This window comes from Nostoc sp. (assembly GCF_036917315.1).
Lineage (GTDB): Bacteria > Cyanobacteriota > Cyanobacteriia > Cyanobacteriales > Nostocaceae > Nostoc.
Map to the genome: position 1 here is coordinate 421,842 of NZ_JBALDR010000029.1, position 17,197 is coordinate 439,038.

Consider the following 17,197-nt stretch of genomic DNA (forward strand, 5'->3'; position numbering starts at 1 on the left):
GCACTGCAATGCCCACCCTACCAGTAACTAAGGCTGTTGGCGTATCCTTTGCCAGACTGTAAAGCCCAAAAGTAGGATAATGCTACTGGCGGTTGTCAGCATCACAGCCAAACTCATACCTTGTATTCTCATCGCCAACAAGTTGAAAACTAAGGTAATTGACCAAAGCGTAAACGCAGCATTGCGCTGGGAGAGTCCCCAAGCAAGTAAGCGGTGGTGCAGGTGGTCTTTGCCAGGAGTACTCAGAGGGTTATTTCCTGCTAGTAGCCGCCGCACAAATACTTGAGTGGTGTCTAGCACCGGTAACAACAGAAATAAAACCGTAGGAATTAGGGCATAAACTGTGTTTTGTTGCAGTTTGCCTAAAATACTAGTTGCTGCCAGGACATAGCCGAAAAAGTATGCTCCGGCATCACCCATAATAATTCGTGACGGATGGAAATTATGGCGCAAAAATCCTAGTGCAGCACCTCCCAAAGCTGCAAGTACTAAGATTGCCGCGGCACGATTGTTAAATTGAGCTGCAACGCCCAACAAACTCATGGCGGTAATAAAGCTGATTCCTCCTGCCAAGCCATCCATACCATCCATCAAGTTGATGGCGTTGGTAATCCCTACTACCCATAGTACTGTTAGCAACATGGACAGAAGTGAGTCGATGGGAGTGCCAAACAGGACTTTGACACTGATACCATTAGCTACCAATAACAGTGCCGTGACAATTTGCGCCCACAATCGCACAGAGGGCGGTAAGCCAAACTGATCGTCAATAAAGCCCACAAGGACTAATATCGAACCCCCCAACAGAATAGTGAGCACCTGAGCCAATACGTTTTGGAGTTCGATCGGTCGTAAAAGGCTAGCTAATACCAGCGCGGCAATCACGCCCGCGTAGATAGCCAGCCCCCCGGCATTGGGTAAAGGTTCTCGGTTGAGTCGCCGGGCGTTGGGTTGGTCAGCCCAACCTACCCGCAAGGCGAATTTGCGTACTGTCGGAATTAAACGCCAAGTTACAACCCAAGCTAAAAGGAACGTAAATACTACTGCCAACCAGCCGGTGCCGCCAGGGTCGGCAATACCAAGGGATTTAAGGGAGTTCTCTAGATTCATCTCCCAATTCAAGCATTACTGCCAGTATCTAATATGAGCATCACCTGTATATTAATCAATTTTTTTATTTCCATTTGTAACTTGAGCGGTGGGAGAGATTAGCACTCTGGCGCTGTGAGTGCTAAATTGTCTAATGGAAGCGCTGGAGAAATGAAACATGGCGAAAATTATTGCATTTGACGAGGAATCTCGGAGAGCTCTAGAAAGGGGTGTTAACGCCCTTGCCGATGCTGTAAAAATCACCTTGGGGCCTAAAGGTCGCAATGTCCTTTTAGAGAAAAAATTTGGCGCACCTCAAATTGTCAACGATGGTATCACTGTTGCCAAGGAAATTGAATTAGAAGATCCTTTGGAAAATACTGGTGCAAGACTCATCCAGGAAGTGGCCTCAAAAACTAAAGATGTCGCTGGAGATGGTACAACCACCGCCACAGTTTTAGCACAAGCCTTAATTCGAGAAGGTTTGAAGAACGTGGCGGCGGGTAGTAACCCTGTTAGCTTGAGACGCGGGATCGACAAAACTATTGAGGCATTGGTACTAGAAATTGCCAAAATAGCCAAGCCAGTAGAAGGAAGTGCGATCGCTCAAGTTGCCACTGTCTCTGCTGGTAACGATGAAGAAGTTGGTCAAATGTTAGCTCAAGCAATGGAAAAAGTCACCAAAGATGGTGTAATTACCGTTGAAGAATCTAAATCCCTCACCACCGAACTAGAAGTAGTTGAGGGGATGCAGATTGACAGGGGTTACATTTCACCCTACTTCGTCACCAACAACGAACGGCAAATCGTCGAATTTGAAAATGCTCGGATTTTAGTGACAGATAAAAAAATCAGCAGCATCCAAGATTTAGTACCGATTTTGGAAAAAGTCGCCCGTTCTGGTCAGCCTTTGCTAATTATTGCTGAAGATGTCGAAGGTGATGCTTTGGCAACTCTGGTGGTGAACAAAGCGCGGGGTGTACTGGCTGTCGCTGCCATTAAAGCGCCTGGGTTTGGCGATCGCCGCAAAGCTTTGTTAGAAGATATTGCTATTCTCACCGATGGACAGTTGATTTCGGAAGAAATCGGCTTAAGCTTGGATACTGCTGCTTTAGAAGCGCTGGGAACTGCCCGCAAAATCACCATTGACAAAGAAAGCACCACAATTGTCGCTGGCAGTGTCACCAAGCCAGAAGTACAAAAGCGGATTGGTCAAATTCGCAGACAGTTAGAAGAAACCGATTCTGAATACGATCAAGAAAAGCTCCAAGAACGCATCGCCAAGCTCGCTGGCGGCGTGGCAGTGATTAAAGTGGGTGCGGCAACCGAAACCGAACTCAAAGACCGTAAACTGCGGATTGAAGACGCGCTCAACGCTACTAAAGCTGCTGTGGAAGAAGGTATTGTTCCTGGTGGTGGGACAACCTTGATTCACTTAGCTAAGGCGGTAGAAGCGATTAAAAAGACCTTACAAAATGACGAAGAAAGAATTGGGGCTGATATTGTCGAACGAGCGCTAGAAGCCCCTTTACGCCAAATCGCAGACAACGCTGGTGCTGAAGGTTCTGTAATTGTCTCGAAAGTTCGGGAGAGCGACTTCAACATTGGCTACAACGCTGCTACTGGCGAATTTGAAGACTTGATTGCTGCTGGTATTATCGACCCTGCCAAAGTCGTGCGTTCAGCTTTGCAAAACGCTGGTTCCATTGCTGGTTTGGTCTTAACCACCGAAGCGATCGTTGTTGAAAAGCCAGAGAAGAAATCCGCTGCTCCTGCTCCTGATATGGGCGGTATGGGCGGTATGGGCGGTATGGGTGGCATGGGCGGCATGGGCGGCATGGGTATGTTCTAATTTCTGCTGACCCAGATAAATATTTTTTAAACAGTTTGTCTTGCCAAGGCAAACTGTTTTTTTGTAGCATTGCTGATTCAAAGGCAATATGTTATACCAATTCGTAATTCGTCAGATTAAATCTAGGTGATGACCAAATTAGCAACCTAAATAATTGCCTAATTTAGAAATTACCGTCTTTATATTAATTTTTGCAAAATAACGTGTAAGTTATCCTTATGTCCTTTGTTATTTACTAATGACAAATACTTCTCTACGAGAGGCTGCGCCAACGACTAAGCTCAGTACAAGTGACCAATGACCAATGACAAATGACTATTAGGTAATATTGCATGGCACGAAAACTACGTCGCCTTCCTAAAATACTCACCAAGCTGTATGAAGACGAGTTCTATCACCAACCAGGGACTATACCTGGAACTATTTTTATTGATGCAGATGCTCCACCGCCAATAATTTTTTTGATTGACTATAACCAAACCAATTTCATCCGCGAACAAATAGAAACTCCAGAGGAGTGTCTCCCCTATTTGGAATCGGAATCGGTTTCTTGGGTAGACGTACAAGGTTTAGGTAGTCAAGACATATTACAACGATTGGGTAAAATTTTTAAGTTACATCCTCTAGTTTTAGAAGATGTAGTCAATGTACCGGAACGTCCCAAAACAGAAGATTATGAAGATCAATTACTTTTCATTGCCCGGATGGTAGTGCCAAAGGAAAAAACATGTGGTTTTTATAGCGAGCAAGTGAGTTTGATCTTAGGAAAAAATTATCTGCTGACAGTACAAGAGGAACCAGAACATGATTGCTTTGAGGCGGTGCGATCGCGAATTGAAAAAAACAAAGGTATCATCCGTAAACAGGGAGCGGATTATTTAGCTTATGCTCTATTAGATGCAATTATTGATGGCTTTTTCCCCGTACTGGAGCTTTATGGCGAGCGAATCGAAGAGTTAGAGGAAGAAGTAATAGTTAAACCTACTCCCCAAACACTACAAAGTATTTATCAAATTAGACGAGAATTACTACAACTACGTCGTGCTATCTGGCCCCAGAGGGATGCAATTAATTCCTTAATTCGAGATGCTCCCGATTTAATTTCTGAAGAAGTGCGAATCTACCTGCGAGATTGTTATGACCATACAGTGCAAGTGATGGATATGGTAGAAACTTACCGAGAACTATCATCTGGATTAATGGATGTGTACCTTTCGGCAGTCAGTAATAAAATGAATGAAATCATGAAGGTACTAACGATAGTTTCAACAATTTTTATTCCCCTGACTTTTGTGGCCGGAATATATGGTATGAATTTCAATACTGAGAAATCACCATATAATATGCCTGAGTTGAATTCGTATTGGGGTTATCCACTTTGCTGGGCAGTGATGTTAGCGATCGCATTTAGTTTGCTATTCTTTTTTTGGCGAAGAGGCTGGCTACAAAATTCTGTAGTAATCAAGCGCAATTAAAAATTGTAGATTAACGATGAGTCAAATATATATTCATTAGCACCGGGAGTTAAGATTTTTAAGTTATGAGGAGTAGCGACCAGAATTTAGTAGTTTTGACGATTTATATTATCGGTGTTTCATACGTTTTCAACCGCATGATTGAATCCATCGATGACCAAGTGAAATTTGAGTTTAAAAAAGGAACCGTTGACGAGCAACTCAAAGAACACAATCTCGACGATAAAATTGGAATTTCTTTTAAACTCAAATCCTCATATCCAATTGACGATTTGAAAGATTTAGGAATTAGCATTGAAAATAAATCTGATAATGTTGCCGTATACGTTGACTGGGATAATAGTTCTTTAGTTGTTGAACATAGTAAGCAATCGCGCCGCGTAATTCGGAAATCACCAGACTTAACTCGTGATTTAGCTGTACCCCAAAGTCCTAGCCTGATTGCTCCCAAGAAAACACTTTCTGAAACAGTGACAGCAGAAGATGTTTTCGAGCGCGATCAAGTAGCTGGAACCTATTTAGCAAAAAAACCACTAATTGATATCAACGGGCTACAAAAAGGGCAAAAAAAGTTGTACAACGACTTTATTAATAGAAAAAAGGAGTTGGACTTTTCGCTGCAACTGGTGCTACGGATATCTGAGGTGCGTTTAGGTCTAGCTCCAGGTCGTGATTTTCCTCCCATTAGTATTATCAATTGTCCTTTCACGGTCAGGAAGCTACCTTGGACTTACGCTCTACCTTGGAATAAAAAAAAGCAATAGCATGTCAACATGCTATGTCAACAGTAAACTGGATCTAAGGAGAGAGTAGACGCAGGCGGTTGCAGATCAGTCATAGTTACTGGTTTGAGGAAAGTCCGGACTCCCGAAAGACCAAACTTGCTGGATAACGTCCAGTGCGAGCGATCGTGAGGATAGTGCCACAGAAAGATACCGCCAGATCAATTAAAAATTAAAAATTAAAAATGTAAAATGAACAATTTTTAATTTTTAATTTTACATTTTTAATTGATCTGGTAAGGGTGCAAAGGTGCGGTAAGAGCGCACCAGCAGTATCGAGAGGTGCTGGCTCGGTAAACCCCGGTTGGGAGCAAGGCGATAGGAACTACGGTTGGTCTTTTACCAGTTCCGCTCAATGAGAGCCGCTAGAGGCGTTTGGTAACAAGCGTCCCAGATAGATAACTGCCCTCGCAAGAGAACAGAACCCGGCTTATGTACTGCTCTTTCCCCTTTAATGGAGTATGAACCTTTCACGGTTTGTACTCTATTATTTTTTGTACGGGTTTTGTGCGTAAGCGTACCCTTCGGGAAGCAAGCTACGCGTAGCGTCTCGTAGAGAAGCTCGTCGTAGACATCGCTAATTCATTATCTAAAGCATTCCCAATATCTCTAATGCTGTATCCAAATGCCATTTAACCCGATAGAGTCCAAACAGTTTCTCTTGGCTATACCGTGCTGGGTACTCTAGTTTCCTTCCCTCCATCGTCACCTTGAGCAATGCTGACTGCTCTGGTGTCGGTGTTCCCATAGCTTCTAGTGTCGCTTCTAGCGCTTCTACTTGAGAGAATACAGGAGACTTCAATCCTTTATTTTCTGATACTTGCTTGCAGGCTATAACAGGGAAGGTCAGGAGTGCATTAATGTATGATGCCTTATCAGCAGGGTTTCCTATTGCTTGGATGCCGTACTGTATCAGACATAAATCGCGTAACGCTCTCAAGCTTTTAACTTCTAATTCTGTGCGCGTAAACATAAAATAGAGTTACCTCTTGTGAAAGTGGGAATCGGTGGGCAACAAGTTTCTCAGGCTAAAATGCCCATCGATTTAACATTTTCCACTGATATACACGTGGAGAATAAATTTATTTGTATTTCTATACAATGTCTAAAAATAAAGGTAATCCAGATAACTTAAAGCCATTCACCACGGACAGAGAGCGACCACTAACTGAATATCTACATTTGCGTGTCACTAAAGAAATGAAGGAAGAAGTGAAAGCTAAAGACGATCCTCCTGAATTTTGCCGTCAAGCTATCCAAGAAAAGCTAGATAGAGAGAAGTAGCAAAAAGTTGTTAGAGTAATAGTCCAAGAGATTTAGATATATAAGTATAAATAGCTAGTTACCTTCCCCTGCTCCCCTGCTCCCCTGCCCCCCTGCTCCCCTGCCCCTCCGCCCCTCCTGCCCCCTTCCCCTTATCATGTAATGCCCCTTGCCTATCCACGCCGCCAACGGCAGCTCGAAAGTTTAGTCCAAAAATTAGGTTTGTCGCTAGAAGCACCTATAAAGTGGGAATTGCTGGATTTAGCGCTCACTCATCCCACTGTCTCTGACTCGGCAAATTATGAACAGCTAGAGTTTGTTGGCGATGCAGTGGTGCGGCTAGTGTCGGCTGTTGTGTTATGGGAAAATTATCCCGATTGTCCAGTAGGGGATTTTGCGGCAATTCGTTCGGTATTGGTGAGCGATCGCATCCTCGCCCAATTGGCCAGAGTTTATGGTTTGGAGTTATACTTACTAGTCGCTGGTAGTGCTACCGCTGATAAAGTTGGTCTAGAGTCACGACTGGCAGATGCCTTTGAAGCAGTTTTGGGTGCGCTTTACTTAAGTACTCAAAATCTGGAATTGATTCGCTCTTGGCTAGATCCCCACTTCCACCAACTAGCCACAGAAATTCGCCTCGATCCTGCCAGACTTAATTACAAAGCTGCTCTCCAAGAATGGACTCAGGCGCAATTTAAAGTTTTACCAGAATATCGGGTTATAGAAGTAACTCAACCACATCGCAATCAAGAACGTTTCCTGGCTGAAGTGTGGCTGCACGGAAACAAACTCGGAGAAGGTAAGGGGCGATCGATCAAAACTGCCGAACAAGCCGCAGCTAAAGTAGCTTTTTTAGCAATTCCTAATCCGCAAATACCCTGAGCTTAAAAGAAGGGGAATTAGTCGATAATCAGTTGATTGTCAGTGGTCATTTGTCCCTCTTCTTTTGTATACAAATAACTAATGACAAATACTTCTCTACGAGAGGCTGCGCCAACGGCTTCTCTAGGAGACGCTACGCGAACGCGGTAGTTGAGCGCAGTCGAAACTCAGTACAAGTGACAAATGACAAATGACAAATAAAATTAATATTGCTGTCATCGGAGTTGGGCGTTGGGGAGTGCATCTGTTGCGGAATTTTTTAGCACATCCTCAAGTAAATGTAGTTGCTGTAGTAGATCCCCATCCAGAACGATTAGCGGCGGTAAAGCAGCAATTTAACTTAGATGAAAATGTACTATTAACAACCCAATGGCAGGATTTAAAGACAGTGCCAGGGTTGACAGGAGTGGCGATCGCAACTCCTGCTACCACCCACTATGCTTTAATTAAAGACGCTCTCCAACAGGGATACCATGTTTTGGCAGAAAAACCCCTAACTCTCGATCCCGCAGAATGTCGGGAACTTTGCCAGTTAGCAGAACAGGGTCATTTAATACTAACGGTTGACCACACTTATTTATTTCATCCAGCGGTTGAGCGAGGAAAAACTGTAGTACAAGCGGGTAAATTAGGTGATTTACGCTATGGCTACGCAACGCGCACCCATTTAGGGCCTGTTCGGCAAGATGTTGATGCGCTGTGGGACTTAGCTATTCACGATATTGCTATATTTAACGCTTGGCTGGGTCAAATTCCTGTGCAAGTACAAGCAACGGGTACGGTGTGGCTACAGGGAGCAGGGGGGCATACTTCGACTGCGCTCAGTAACCGAGGGAGCAGGGGAGTAGAGGTGAGTCCATATACAGATTCTGCTCTGCCTCAAGGTTTGGCCGATTTAGTATGGCTGACACTGACATATCCAGATGGCTTTCAAGCTTATATTCATTTGTGTTGGCTGAATCCTGATAAACAGCGACGCCTGGGGATTGTGGGTAGTCTTGGCAGCTTGATTTTTGATGAAATGTCAATATCATCACCCCTAACCCTGCTACATGGAGAGTTTGAACAGCAAGGCAATCAATTTATTCCTGTTAATCAAAAGCAGATAGTGCTGGAATTAGAGCCAGGAGAACCATTGGGGCGGGTTTGCTCGTGCTTTGTTGCCTCTATTCTCAACAATACTCCCTCAGAGATTTCGTCTGGCTGGGTAGGCACTGAGTTAGTAGAAATTCTTGCTGCTCTAACATTATCTCTTAGCCAAGGCGGTAAACCTGTTTTTTTGAGCGATCGCATCGTCAAGGATTAAAAGTTTCAGGAGTAGTGATGAATATGGACTTTTGACTAAATTACGTCTTGAAAGTCCCATTTGCACAAACTTTTGCTTTTGGAAGACTTACTAAGATAGTTTGCAGGGGCGAAAGACGAATCTCGCAAGTCTCATTTCCAAAGAGCAACTGGGACTTCGGGAACTTTTCTTTGTCTACCTCTACTTTTATAGACTTGTCGATCCCCAAAGACGGACTTCCCCCAGACTCCTGTAGGTTGGGGTAGCGGCTTGCCTTTACTGGCTCATTCCCAGAGGAGAATCCCAAATCTCCGACATTTGGTTCTTGATTTGGAACAGCTAACAGCGAGATATCAATCAAAGGTAAGGTAATTTTCAGTGTCGTACCTTGATGAAGTCCCGCACTCTCAAGAGTAATACTTCCTCCCATGAGTTCGATTAAGTTTCGTGAAATCGCTAGTCCCAGTCCAGTACCTTCAAACTGACGTGTTGTAGTGCCATTCACCATTACAAAGGGGCGAAATAGTTTGTGCTGTTGAGTCGGATCGATGCCTATACCTGTATCTTTGACAGCTATTACCACACTACTAGATTGAATTTCTGTAGCAATCGTGATGCTGCCGGTGTCGGTGAACTTGGTGGCGTTGCCGATAACATTAATCAGCACTTGCTTCAGTTTTCCCGCGTCTGCCTTAATTGGGATCGCTTTGGAAGTTAACTCACATTTCAATTGCAAGCCCTTTTGTTGGACATTAACTGATTGTAAATTAATTACCTCTAACAATAGTTGTCGGAGGTCAAGAGGCGTGGAAATAACTGAAAGCTTACCTGCTTCGATTTTAGAAATATCGAGTAAATCATTAATAATACCTAGCAAGTGAATCGTTGTTTCATCGGCACGTTTGAGAAACTCCATTTCTTCTTCTCGGTCATCACATAAGCCTTCTTCAACCAAGCGAATACAGTTAATAATAATATTTAATGGGTTTCTCAATTCATGGGAAGTCGTAGCCAAAAACTGGCTTTTAATCTGGTTAGCACTTTTTGCTTCTTTCCAAGCTATTTCCAGTTCTTCCGATCCAGCTTTCAGCCGTTCTACCATTTGGTCTAATGCTTGGGCCAGTTGATTGAATTCCCGAATTTGAAAATTGTGCGGAACTGGTTGTGCGGCATGGTGAGAGTGAATATTGAGAGCATAGTCTCGCAATTCTTCTACAGGACGGGCTAAGTAAGGAGCTAAATATAGGGATGCTAACAAACTTGCGCCAATCAAACCAACTGTCAGAACGATCAGAATTAATTTGATTTCTTCTAAACCAAACAGCGCATTATCGACACTACTAACAGCTAAAACTATCCATTTTTGCTGTTGCTGTTGAGTAAGTGGATTTGCAATAACTGTATAGCCAGCAACTAATTCTTCTCCCTGTCTAAAAGATAAACTTATCGAATCGTTTTTTCCCGTAATTGCATTTTTAATTATGCTTTTGATTTGGGAAGCATGAGGGTGCTGAGTGATATTAGTTCCCACCCAATCTGTGAATGGGTGTGCCAAAATTGTGCCATCTTCAGCAATCACTACCATAGCACCAGTGAGCGATCCCGGCGGATTTCTGGTTTGTTGGTACAATGCAGACTGAATACTTAAGCTGTAAATTAAATTTTTTCGGCTATCGGAAACTGGTGCAGATAAAACTATTTGCAGTTGATTTTGTGCATTTCTTTTTCCAGTCGTTCCTGCCTTTGGCGGGAAGATTGCTTTGACATCAATCCCATCACTAGGCAAAGGTAATCTCAATTCTCCAATTTCTCGATCCCCACAGCTACTGGCAATTATCTTGTGGTTTAGGAGATTTGTTAATTGGATGCACTCAATACTGCCTGGAAGTTGTTGCCTTAACTGCGTGAGGAATTCTTGCTCTTTTATAGGCGAACCCGACGGAATAACCGTTGTTTTGCTTACACTCTGCAAATTAGCTTTTAAGATTGCGATCGCATCACCAATTCTCTCCCCTTTACTGATGGCGCTTTCTGTTAAGTTTTGCCGTGCAGTTCTCAATATACTAGTACGTGCCTTATTCAAGGCAACAAGTTCCCCTACTAGTAAAACTGGAACAAACAGCAGCAATATTCTGGTTACTAAAATTCGACGGAAGGAAGATTGGCGGGAATTAGTCATCAAGTGTCTCACTTTGCACCTGCAATCTACAACACCAAAGATATGCAATTAAATCAGCTAGATGAGACATTTTATTAAATTATCAGAATTTTATTTTCAATGTTTAAAAATAACAAATTGCTATAATTCAAAAAGAAACGTGGTATACCAAAACTCGTATATGCTAGATGTAGAAGCGATTTTTGTTGCATATCAATACAGTAGTGAAATGATAAAACAGTAGCTTGTCGGTATGGTTTTTTGAGAATCTACACACGACTAAAGTAAATATTAAAACTATAAAATCAATTTAATGTTGCAACATCGTCCTCATACTACAGTTGTTTTAGCAATGAGTGCAGATGGCAAGATAGCAGATTTTAAGCGATCGCCTGCTAGGTTTGGCTCAAGGGTTGATAAAGCGCACTTAGAAAAACAAATTGCTGCCTCTGATGCCGTTTTGTTCGGTGCTAGGACTCTGGATGCTTATGGAACAACACTTACTGTAACCGATCCAACTCTAGTGCAACTCCGGGCGCAAGGAGGGAAGCCTCGGCAACCAGTTCATATAGTGATTACAAACTCTGCAAACCTTAATCCGGAAATTCACTTTTTTAAGCAACCAGTTAGACGCTGGCTACTCACCACAACAGCAGGGGAATTTTCGTGGAAAGAACGCTTACAGACGCTTCACTCAACTCTGGGAATCGGAGTACAAGAGTATCCTCCAGAATTTGAGAAGATTCTGGTTTTTGAAACACCAACACGAGAAATTGACATTCTCGTAGCCTTGAAGCAACTAGCCACTCTACATATAACACGCTTGGCGGTCTTGGGTGGAGGTGAATTAGTCGCTTCTTTGCTGGAATTAGATTTAATTGATGAATTATGGCTAACTGTATGTCCGCTGATTTTAGGTGGTAATACTGCACCTACACCCGTCGAAGGGAAAGGATTTTTACCTGATTTGGCTCCTAAGTTACAACTCATAGAAGCTCATACAGTTGAGCAAGAGGTATTTTTACACTATCGCCTGCAACGACCAGCAGATTAGATTACGCTAAGTTAAGTTATTTATTGGAGATGGGGCATTGGGCACAAGAAGCAGAGAGGCACAAGAAGCAGAGGGGCAGAGGGGAAAGACTTACTGCTACTTCTCCTCTGCTCCCCTGCTCCCCTGCTCCCCTGCTCCTCTGCTCCCCTGCTCCCTACTCCCTACTCCTCTAAGATGGTGGAACAACTTAAGCCTCGCTATTCTGTCGTTTGGACGAACAAAATTGCTGAAGTACCCCAAAATGCCTGGAATGCTTTGGCAATGCCACTCAAAACGCCATTTTTAGAATGGGAATGGCTGAATAATCTCGAAACTTCCCAGAGTGTTACCGCTAAAACTGGTTGGTTGCCAAATCACTTGACACTGTGGCGAGATAAAACGCTGATTGCTGCTGCGCCACTTTATCTTAAAGGACACAGTTCTGGTGAATTTGTATTCGATCACCAATGGGCAGAGTTAGCCGATCGCATCGGAGTCCAATATTACCCAAAATTGCTGGGAATGACACCATTTACCCCAGCAGAAGGTTATCGGTTCTTAATCGCCCTAGGAGAAGATGAGGATGAAATCACAGCGCTGATGGTGCATGAAATTGACACTTTTTGCTCCAAAAATCGGATTTCTGGGTGTCATTTTCTCTACGTCGATCCCCAATGGCGTCCGATGCTGGAACGGCATGGCTTTACAACTTGGCTGCACCACAGCTATATCTGGGAAAATGCTGGCTTTCAAACTTTTGATGATTACTTGAAGGTGTTTAACGCTAATCAGCGCCGCAATATCAAGCGGGAACGCAAAGCTGTGGAGAAAGCAGGTTTACGATTGCAACCGCTGAGTGGGGATCAAATTCCTCAGTCTTTGTTTCCCTTAATGCACCAATTCTATGCTGACACCTGTGATAAGTTTGGCTGGTGGGGTAGCAAGTATCTTACACGGAGATTTTTTGAGCAGCTACACACCGATTATCGCCATCGAGTCTTGTTTATTGCTGCATATAGCGAGGAAGATGATTCTCATCCTTTAGGAATGTCTTTTTGTTTATTTAAAGATGACAAACTCTACGGACGCTATTGGGGAAGTTTTCAAGAAATAGATTGCTTACATTTTGATGCTTGCTATTATGCGCCGATTGAGTGGGCGATCGCTAACGGTATCCAACTTTTTGACCCTGGTGCGGGTGGGCGACACAAAAAACGCCGTGGTTTCCCCGCTATGCCCAATCACAGTTTGCACCGCTTTTACAATAATCGTTTAGGACAAATTATCCGTCCCTATATTAAGGAAGTGAATCAACTCGAACAGCAGCAGATTGAGGCAATTAATGCAGAGTTGCCATTTAGTGAGAAAAATGCTTGAGGAAAAGGAACTACTTTCGTAACATCACTGCGTAAGTCCTAATAAGTTCAGGAAAATATTTATGGATCGTGTGAATCGTGATGAGTTGATTAGAAGATATGCTGCTGGGGAAAGAAACTTTTCTGGAGTCAACTTGGACGGGGATTTGTCGGGGATTGACCTGAGTGGTGCTGACTTTACTGGGAATAAAATGGATGAGTTCTATTTTGAGCGTGCCATCTTGAAGGGTGCTAGTTTCGTCAATACTCAATTGGCTCAATCCTGTTTAGATGGTGCCGATTTGACCGAAGCCGATCTCAGAGGTGCTAGATTGTCTTACGCGAACCTCAGAGTTACTAACTTGACCAACGCTGACCTTAGAGGTGCGAGATTTTCCAACACTAGGTTCGATAGAGCTAATCTTACCGGGGCTAATTTGAGTGGAACTGATTTGGGGGGATGTATTCTGTGCGAAGCTAACTTGACTGGAGCCAATTTGGAAGGATCTAATTTGCGTCGCACTACTTTTCGTAACACCATCATGCCAGATGGCACTATTTGGAATAGTTGAGTCTAATTCTCTGATTTTATTTTAAGTAAAAGGAATCAAAAATATCTGAAAGATATCAAGAAGACTAAGGAAGATAGGAATTACACTTGATATAGAGTGTAAAAACCCTCAAGAAAGAAAATTTCTTTTTATAATGCTTATGGATTTAATAGTTGAAGATTTAGCCGCAATTGATGATAAACTTTCCCAGCGTCATATTGACCTCGATCCCGGTGGATATTTCATTATTTACTTGGATAGAGACGCAGGGTTAATTTATGCCAAGCATTTTACAAATGTGATTGACGATCGCGGTTTAGCTGTCGATCCCGAAACGGGAAAGGTTATTCCAGCGCGAGCAAAGGTAGAACGAACTCATACAACAGTTTTTAGCGCCAGAACGGCGAAAGAACTTTGCGTGAAAATTTTTGAAGAAACTCAGCCCACTTTGGTAACTCAATTAGATCATGCAGCTTATCTGGGTCGAGAATTTGTTCGGGCTGAGGTAGCTTTAGTTACAGGGCAAGAGTATGTTCAAGATTAAAGTTAGGAGTGAGGAGTTAAAAGTTAAGAGTTAGAAATTCATAACTCCTAACTCCTAACTCTGCCATTACCCATTAGAAGAGGGCTGATTTATCTGATAGATATAGTAAGTTGCCATTGGAATAACGGTGGCAGCAATTAACAATCCTACTACCCAAGCAGTAGCGTTACCTTGGTTGGTTTCTTCTGCTTTCTTGAAAGTGCCTCCAACCTGCACATTGTCAGTTATCTGGGGTGGCCCTGGATCGGTTTTGCCAGAGAGAACGGCGACAAGGCGATCGCTTGCATCAAGAAATGCCTGATTGTATTTGTCACCATTGCGTAACGGCACACTTACTGTTTCAGTAGCTATACTCTCGGTAATAGAGTCAGTAAGAATTGGCTTGACTTGATCCCCAGTAATAATGGCCGTACCATTGGTAACTGTATCAAGAAGCAACAAGGTTTGATTAGCTTGGGCTGCTTTTGTTGGAAACCATTTTTCAAATAGTTCTTTAGTAAAACTTTCTGGTGTTTCACCGTAGTCGAGGCGGCGAACAGTAACAATTCTGACTTCCTTATCTGTTTGCTTTGCCAAATCCTTAAAAGCGCTGCTAATCTTGCCTTCATTCAGACGGCTGATCACTTCACCTCGATCCAAAACCCAGGTGTCATTTCCTGCTGTCAGGCTGGGTATTTGATACACACCTGTGGCTAAAGCAGGTGTAGCAAACAGCGAGGCTGCGAAAATAACCGTCACCAAAGGTAGAATTAGCCGGATGAGGTATTTTTGACTGCTAAAAACTTGTTTGAGGAGCTGTTTCATCGTGTGATCCCTAAGACAGACTTGCACCAAAAATACTACAGAACCACTGCAAAAATCACCTCGTTCCCGATTTTCTTCAGTGTAAAATTTCTGATATTCCCAGCAAATATGTATATTGTACGGGATTTTTGATTACACAAACTTGTTCTGAGGGCGGTTGCAAGCATTAACCTGAGGCTAAACCTCTTACTACTCACAAGAAATACCGCCCATTTTGGGAATTAACCCAAATATTGAGGGCGGAATTTGCAAACCATCTAGAAATCATATCGCATGATTTATATTTTGGTTCAGCAACGCCATATTTTTTCATATCTGCGAGTAGCTTTAGATATCTGAGTGAAAAAGAATGTCAATACGTTATCCTGTTAGCTCTCTACAAGGGTTCTAGACAATGCATATTTAGTTTCTAGAGATGTCTATGTGATGGTTCATATCTGCATTTTTCTGATATTTTAGCTAAATCAATATCATATATACATGACTATACTTTTAACTAACGACGATGGCATTGATGCCCCTGGTATCCAAGCGCTGCTCAAAGCTGTAAACGGCAAAAATTCTATTATCGCTGCTCCTGCCGATCATCAGTCTGGCTGTGGACATCAAGTTACTACTACTCGTGCTATCAACCTCCAGCGGCGTTCTGAGACTGAGTATGCGATCGCAGGTACTCCCGCTGATTGCGTGAGAATTGCCATAACACAAATTCACGCAGATGTCAATTTTGTACTTTCAGGTATCAACGCTGGGGGAAATTTGGGAGTCGATGCCTATATTTCTGGCACAGTTGCCGCCGTGCGAGAAGCCGCGATGCACGGTATTCCCGGAATTGCCATTTCTCAGTATCGCAAAGCCAAGCAGGATTTTGATTGGGATCTGGCTGCCAAATTCACTGCTGAAGTTTTAGCGGATTTACTCAAGCGTCCCTTAGAGCCAGGAAGCTTCTGGAATGTGAATCTACCGCATCTGCAACCAGGAGAGCCAGATCCTGAAGTGGTATTTTGCCAAGCCTGTACCAAACCTTTGCCCGTGAACTATCGAATTGAAGGCGATAACTTCTATTATGTAGGCGAATATGGCAAACGCGATCGCACTCCTGGCAGCGATGTAGATGTATGTTTTTCCGGTAATATCGCCGTCACCCAGTTAAGAGTTTGATATCAGCCATCAGTTAATACTTAACTGCTACCACCTTTTAGACTATTACAAGTTATTTGGACATTGAGGAGAGCTGATAAAGCTATTAATTAATCTTATAGCGTTTCCTAATCATAGCCCCCTCATCGCTTGCGGGGAGGGGGTTGGGGGTGGGGTTGCTGTACCTTACAAGGGTAGAGAAACGCTATATGGGTATTGTTGGTGCGATCGCGAGCAAAATTTTCAAGGATTTGAAATCTGGTAAAGTTTCAGTGGTACTGAACACTAATTTCAAAAAAAGGAGAAATATATGCAATTTCTCAAAATTGTTCTTGTCGCTCTCGTATTGATGGTGAATCTGCTAATTGCTCAACCCTCTTGGGCAGGTAAGGATTTCACTAAGGGGGCTGACTATGCTGAGGTAACTCAGGCACTCAATCAACTTCTAACTGTAAAGAATACACCTGAGCAAGCTGGCTATACACCTGAGCAATTCCAGCAGCAACTGGCAAAATTGCAGTCTCAGAAAAATGTCATAGAAACAGCTAGAAAGCGGGCGCAGTGCCGCAATGAAACTGGAAAGACTTTGGCTGTCTATGCCAATAAACCCAAAAAAATTCCAACCCAACTCTACTTTCTGGGCGCAGGAACAATCACCGATGATGATTGGGATTGCGATGGCATTTACTTACCGGCAGGTTCTCAAGTGGTTTTAGGCCCAAACGCTCAACCACAACAACTAACTGAACCTATCGCCGTTAAGTTTGTCGATGGTACACAGTCTCTTGCTAGAACCAATCTAGCCACTGGTGCAATTGAATTGAATGTTGAACCTGCCAAAGTATTTAAGGCGGGTGAGAGTACTTGGTTGCTCCCGACTTTTTCCCAAGTGGATATCGATACGCAAATTCCCACCCCACAACTCATTGACTAATTTTATCTAGATAATTCAACTTTTATGCACTTCCCGCATAGAAGTTGAAC

At 43.1% G+C, this 17,197-nt stretch carries 16 protein-coding genes and 1 other RNA gene; 13 read left to right on the top strand and 4 right to left on the bottom strand.

Annotation, left to right across the window (positions count from 1 at the left end):
• Window positions 1-27: 27 nt before the first annotated feature.
• Window positions 28-1,110: an MraY family glycosyltransferase gene (locus V7K84_RS14340; protein ID WP_334721134.1), complete on the bottom strand. Its 1,083-nt coding sequence runs from the start codon at window positions 1,108-1,110 to the stop codon at window positions 28-30.
• A 157-nt stretch (window positions 1,111-1,267) separates the two neighbouring features.
• Between V7K84_RS14340 and groL the strand changes: the two genes are divergently transcribed.
• From groL to rnpB, 4 genes are all read left to right on the top strand, one after another.
• The gene (groL, locus tag V7K84_RS14345) at window positions 1,268-2,941 is read left to right on the top strand and encodes a chaperonin GroEL (protein WP_334838946.1); all 1,674 of its coding nucleotides are present in this window, start codon (window positions 1,268-1,270) and stop codon (window positions 2,939-2,941) included.
• A gap of 332 nt (window positions 2,942-3,273) precedes the next feature.
• Window positions 3,274-4,416: a magnesium/cobalt transporter CorA gene (corA, locus tag V7K84_RS14350; RefSeq protein ID WP_334838948.1), complete on the top strand. Its 1,143-nt coding sequence runs from the start codon at window positions 3,274-3,276 to the stop codon at window positions 4,414-4,416.
• A 65-nt stretch (window positions 4,417-4,481) separates the two neighbouring features.
• Window positions 4,482-5,180: a hypothetical protein gene (locus tag V7K84_RS14355; RefSeq protein WP_334838950.1), complete on the top strand. Its 699-nt coding sequence runs from the start codon at window positions 4,482-4,484 to the stop codon at window positions 5,178-5,180.
• A 42-nt stretch (window positions 5,181-5,222) separates the two neighbouring features.
• An RNA gene (rnpB, locus tag V7K84_RS14360) (RNase P RNA component class A) lies at window positions 5,223-5,646 on the top strand.
• Between the two features lie 141 nt (window positions 5,647-5,787).
• On the opposite strand, the gene V7K84_RS14365 is transcribed toward rnpB, so the two are convergent.
• Window positions 5,788-6,171 (bottom strand): hypothetical protein, encoded by a 384-nt coding sequence (locus tag V7K84_RS14365; RefSeq protein WP_334838951.1) that lies wholly within the window; start codon window positions 6,169-6,171, stop codon window positions 5,788-5,790.
• Between the two features lie 128 nt (window positions 6,172-6,299).
• On the opposite strand from V7K84_RS14365, the gene V7K84_RS14370 reads away from it, so the two are divergent.
• The 3 genes from V7K84_RS14370 to V7K84_RS14380 all read left to right on the top strand — a co-directional run bounded on the left by V7K84_RS14370 (window position 6,300) and on the right by V7K84_RS14380 (window position 8,649).
• A complete protein-coding gene (locus tag V7K84_RS14370; RefSeq protein ID WP_099104126.1) occupies window positions 6,300-6,482 on the top strand; it encodes a hypothetical protein in 183 nt (60 codons plus the stop codon).
• Window positions 6,483-6,623: 141 nt separating this feature from the next.
• Window positions 6,624-7,343 (top strand): ribonuclease III, encoded by a 720-nt coding sequence (gene rnc, locus V7K84_RS14375; RefSeq protein WP_334838954.1) that lies wholly within the window; start codon window positions 6,624-6,626, stop codon window positions 7,341-7,343.
• A 190-nt stretch (window positions 7,344-7,533) separates the two neighbouring features.
• Window positions 7,534-8,649 carry a Gfo/Idh/MocA family protein gene (locus V7K84_RS14380; protein WP_334838956.1) on the top strand — a complete coding sequence of 372 codons (1,116 nt, stop codon included), beginning with the start codon at window positions 7,534-7,536 and terminating at the stop codon, window positions 8,647-8,649.
• A 40-nt stretch (window positions 8,650-8,689) separates the two neighbouring features.
• On the opposite strand, the gene V7K84_RS14385 is transcribed toward V7K84_RS14380, so the two are convergent.
• Entirely contained in the window at window positions 8,690-10,807 is a 2,118-nt protein-coding gene (locus V7K84_RS14385) for an ATP-binding protein (protein ID WP_334838958.1), read from the bottom strand.
• 292 nt (window positions 10,808-11,099) lie between these two features.
• Between V7K84_RS14385 and V7K84_RS14390 the strand changes: the two genes are divergently transcribed.
• From V7K84_RS14390 to V7K84_RS14405, 4 genes are all read left to right on the top strand, one after another.
• Complete coding sequence (locus V7K84_RS14390) at window positions 11,100-11,840, top strand: RibD family protein (RefSeq protein ID WP_334838960.1); 741 nt, start codon at window positions 11,100-11,102, stop codon at window positions 11,838-11,840.
• A gap of 174 nt (window positions 11,841-12,014) precedes the next feature.
• A complete protein-coding gene (locus tag V7K84_RS14395) occupies window positions 12,015-13,196 on the top strand; it encodes a GNAT family N-acetyltransferase (protein ID WP_334838962.1) in 1,182 nt (393 codons plus the stop codon).
• A 61-nt stretch (window positions 13,197-13,257) separates the two neighbouring features.
• Window positions 13,258-13,746, top strand: a complete 489-nt coding sequence (locus tag V7K84_RS14400; protein ID WP_334838964.1) for a pentapeptide repeat-containing protein — start codon at window positions 13,258-13,260, stop codon at window positions 13,744-13,746.
• Between the two features lie 139 nt (window positions 13,747-13,885).
• A complete protein-coding gene (locus V7K84_RS14405) occupies window positions 13,886-14,269 on the top strand; it encodes a DUF4346 domain-containing protein (RefSeq protein WP_334838966.1) in 384 nt (127 codons plus the stop codon).
• Between the two features lie 66 nt (window positions 14,270-14,335).
• Here the strand turns inward: V7K84_RS14405 and psb32 are convergent, their stop codons facing one another.
• The gene (gene psb32, locus V7K84_RS14410; protein ID WP_334838968.1) at window positions 14,336-15,073 is read right to left on the bottom strand and encodes a photosystem II repair protein Psb32; all 738 of its coding nucleotides are present in this window, start codon (window positions 15,071-15,073) and stop codon (window positions 14,336-14,338) included.
• A 480-nt stretch (window positions 15,074-15,553) separates the two neighbouring features.
• Here psb32 and surE point away from each other — a divergent pair, with 480 nt between their 5' ends.
• Together surE and V7K84_RS14420 are read left to right on the top strand one after the other, a co-directional pair.
• Window positions 15,554-16,234 carry a 5'/3'-nucleotidase SurE gene (gene surE / locus V7K84_RS14415; RefSeq protein WP_334838970.1) on the top strand — a complete coding sequence of 227 codons (681 nt, stop codon included), beginning with the start codon at window positions 15,554-15,556 and terminating at the stop codon, window positions 16,232-16,234.
• Window positions 16,235-16,523: 289 nt separating this feature from the next.
• The gene (locus tag V7K84_RS14420; protein WP_334838972.1) at window positions 16,524-17,147 is read left to right on the top strand and encodes a hypothetical protein; all 624 of its coding nucleotides are present in this window, start codon (window positions 16,524-16,526) and stop codon (window positions 17,145-17,147) included.
• The last annotated feature ends 50 nt before the right edge of the window (window positions 17,148-17,197 follow it).

Bases quoted from the DNA above. Each gene is read 5' to 3' on its own strand.
- V7K84_RS14385 (WP_334838958.1), bottom strand. From the start codon at position 10,807: ATGACTAATTCCCGCCAATCTTCCTTCCGTCGAATTTTAGTAACCAGA.
- V7K84_RS14395 (WP_334838962.1), top strand. From the start codon at position 12,015: ATGGTGGAACAACTTAAGCCTCGCTATTCTGTCGTTTGGACGAACAAA.
- psb32 (WP_334838968.1), bottom strand. From the start codon at position 15,073: ATGAAACAGCTCCTCAAACAAGTTTTTAGCAGTCAAAAATACCTCATC.
- V7K84_RS14405 (WP_334838966.1), top strand. From the start codon at position 13,886: ATGGATTTAATAGTTGAAGATTTAGCCGCAATTGATGATAAACTTTCC.
- surE (WP_334838970.1), top strand. From the start codon at position 15,554: ATGACTATACTTTTAACTAACGACGATGGCATTGATGCCCCTGGTATC.
- V7K84_RS14370 (WP_099104126.1), top strand. From the start codon at position 6,300: ATGTCTAAAAATAAAGGTAATCCAGATAACTTAAAGCCATTCACCACG.
- corA (WP_334838948.1), top strand. From the start codon at position 3,274: ATGGCACGAAAACTACGTCGCCTTCCTAAAATACTCACCAAGCTGTAT.
- V7K84_RS14420 (WP_334838972.1), top strand. From the start codon at position 16,524: ATGCAATTTCTCAAAATTGTTCTTGTCGCTCTCGTATTGATGGTGAAT.
- V7K84_RS14340 (WP_334721134.1), bottom strand. From the start codon at position 1,110: ATGAATCTAGAGAACTCCCTTAAATCCCTTGGTATTGCCGACCCTGGC.
- V7K84_RS14400 (WP_334838964.1), top strand. From the start codon at position 13,258: ATGGATCGTGTGAATCGTGATGAGTTGATTAGAAGATATGCTGCTGGG.
- groL (WP_334838946.1), top strand. From the start codon at position 1,268: ATGGCGAAAATTATTGCATTTGACGAGGAATCTCGGAGAGCTCTAGAA.
- V7K84_RS14380 (WP_334838956.1), top strand. From the start codon at position 7,534: ATGACAAATAAAATTAATATTGCTGTCATCGGAGTTGGGCGTTGGGGA.
- V7K84_RS14390 (WP_334838960.1), top strand. From the start codon at position 11,100: ATGTTGCAACATCGTCCTCATACTACAGTTGTTTTAGCAATGAGTGCA.
- V7K84_RS14355 (WP_334838950.1), top strand. From the start codon at position 4,482: ATGAGGAGTAGCGACCAGAATTTAGTAGTTTTGACGATTTATATTATC.
- V7K84_RS14365 (WP_334838951.1), bottom strand. From the start codon at position 6,171: ATGTTTACGCGCACAGAATTAGAAGTTAAAAGCTTGAGAGCGTTACGC.
- rnc (WP_334838954.1), top strand. From the start codon at position 6,624: ATGCCCCTTGCCTATCCACGCCGCCAACGGCAGCTCGAAAGTTTAGTC.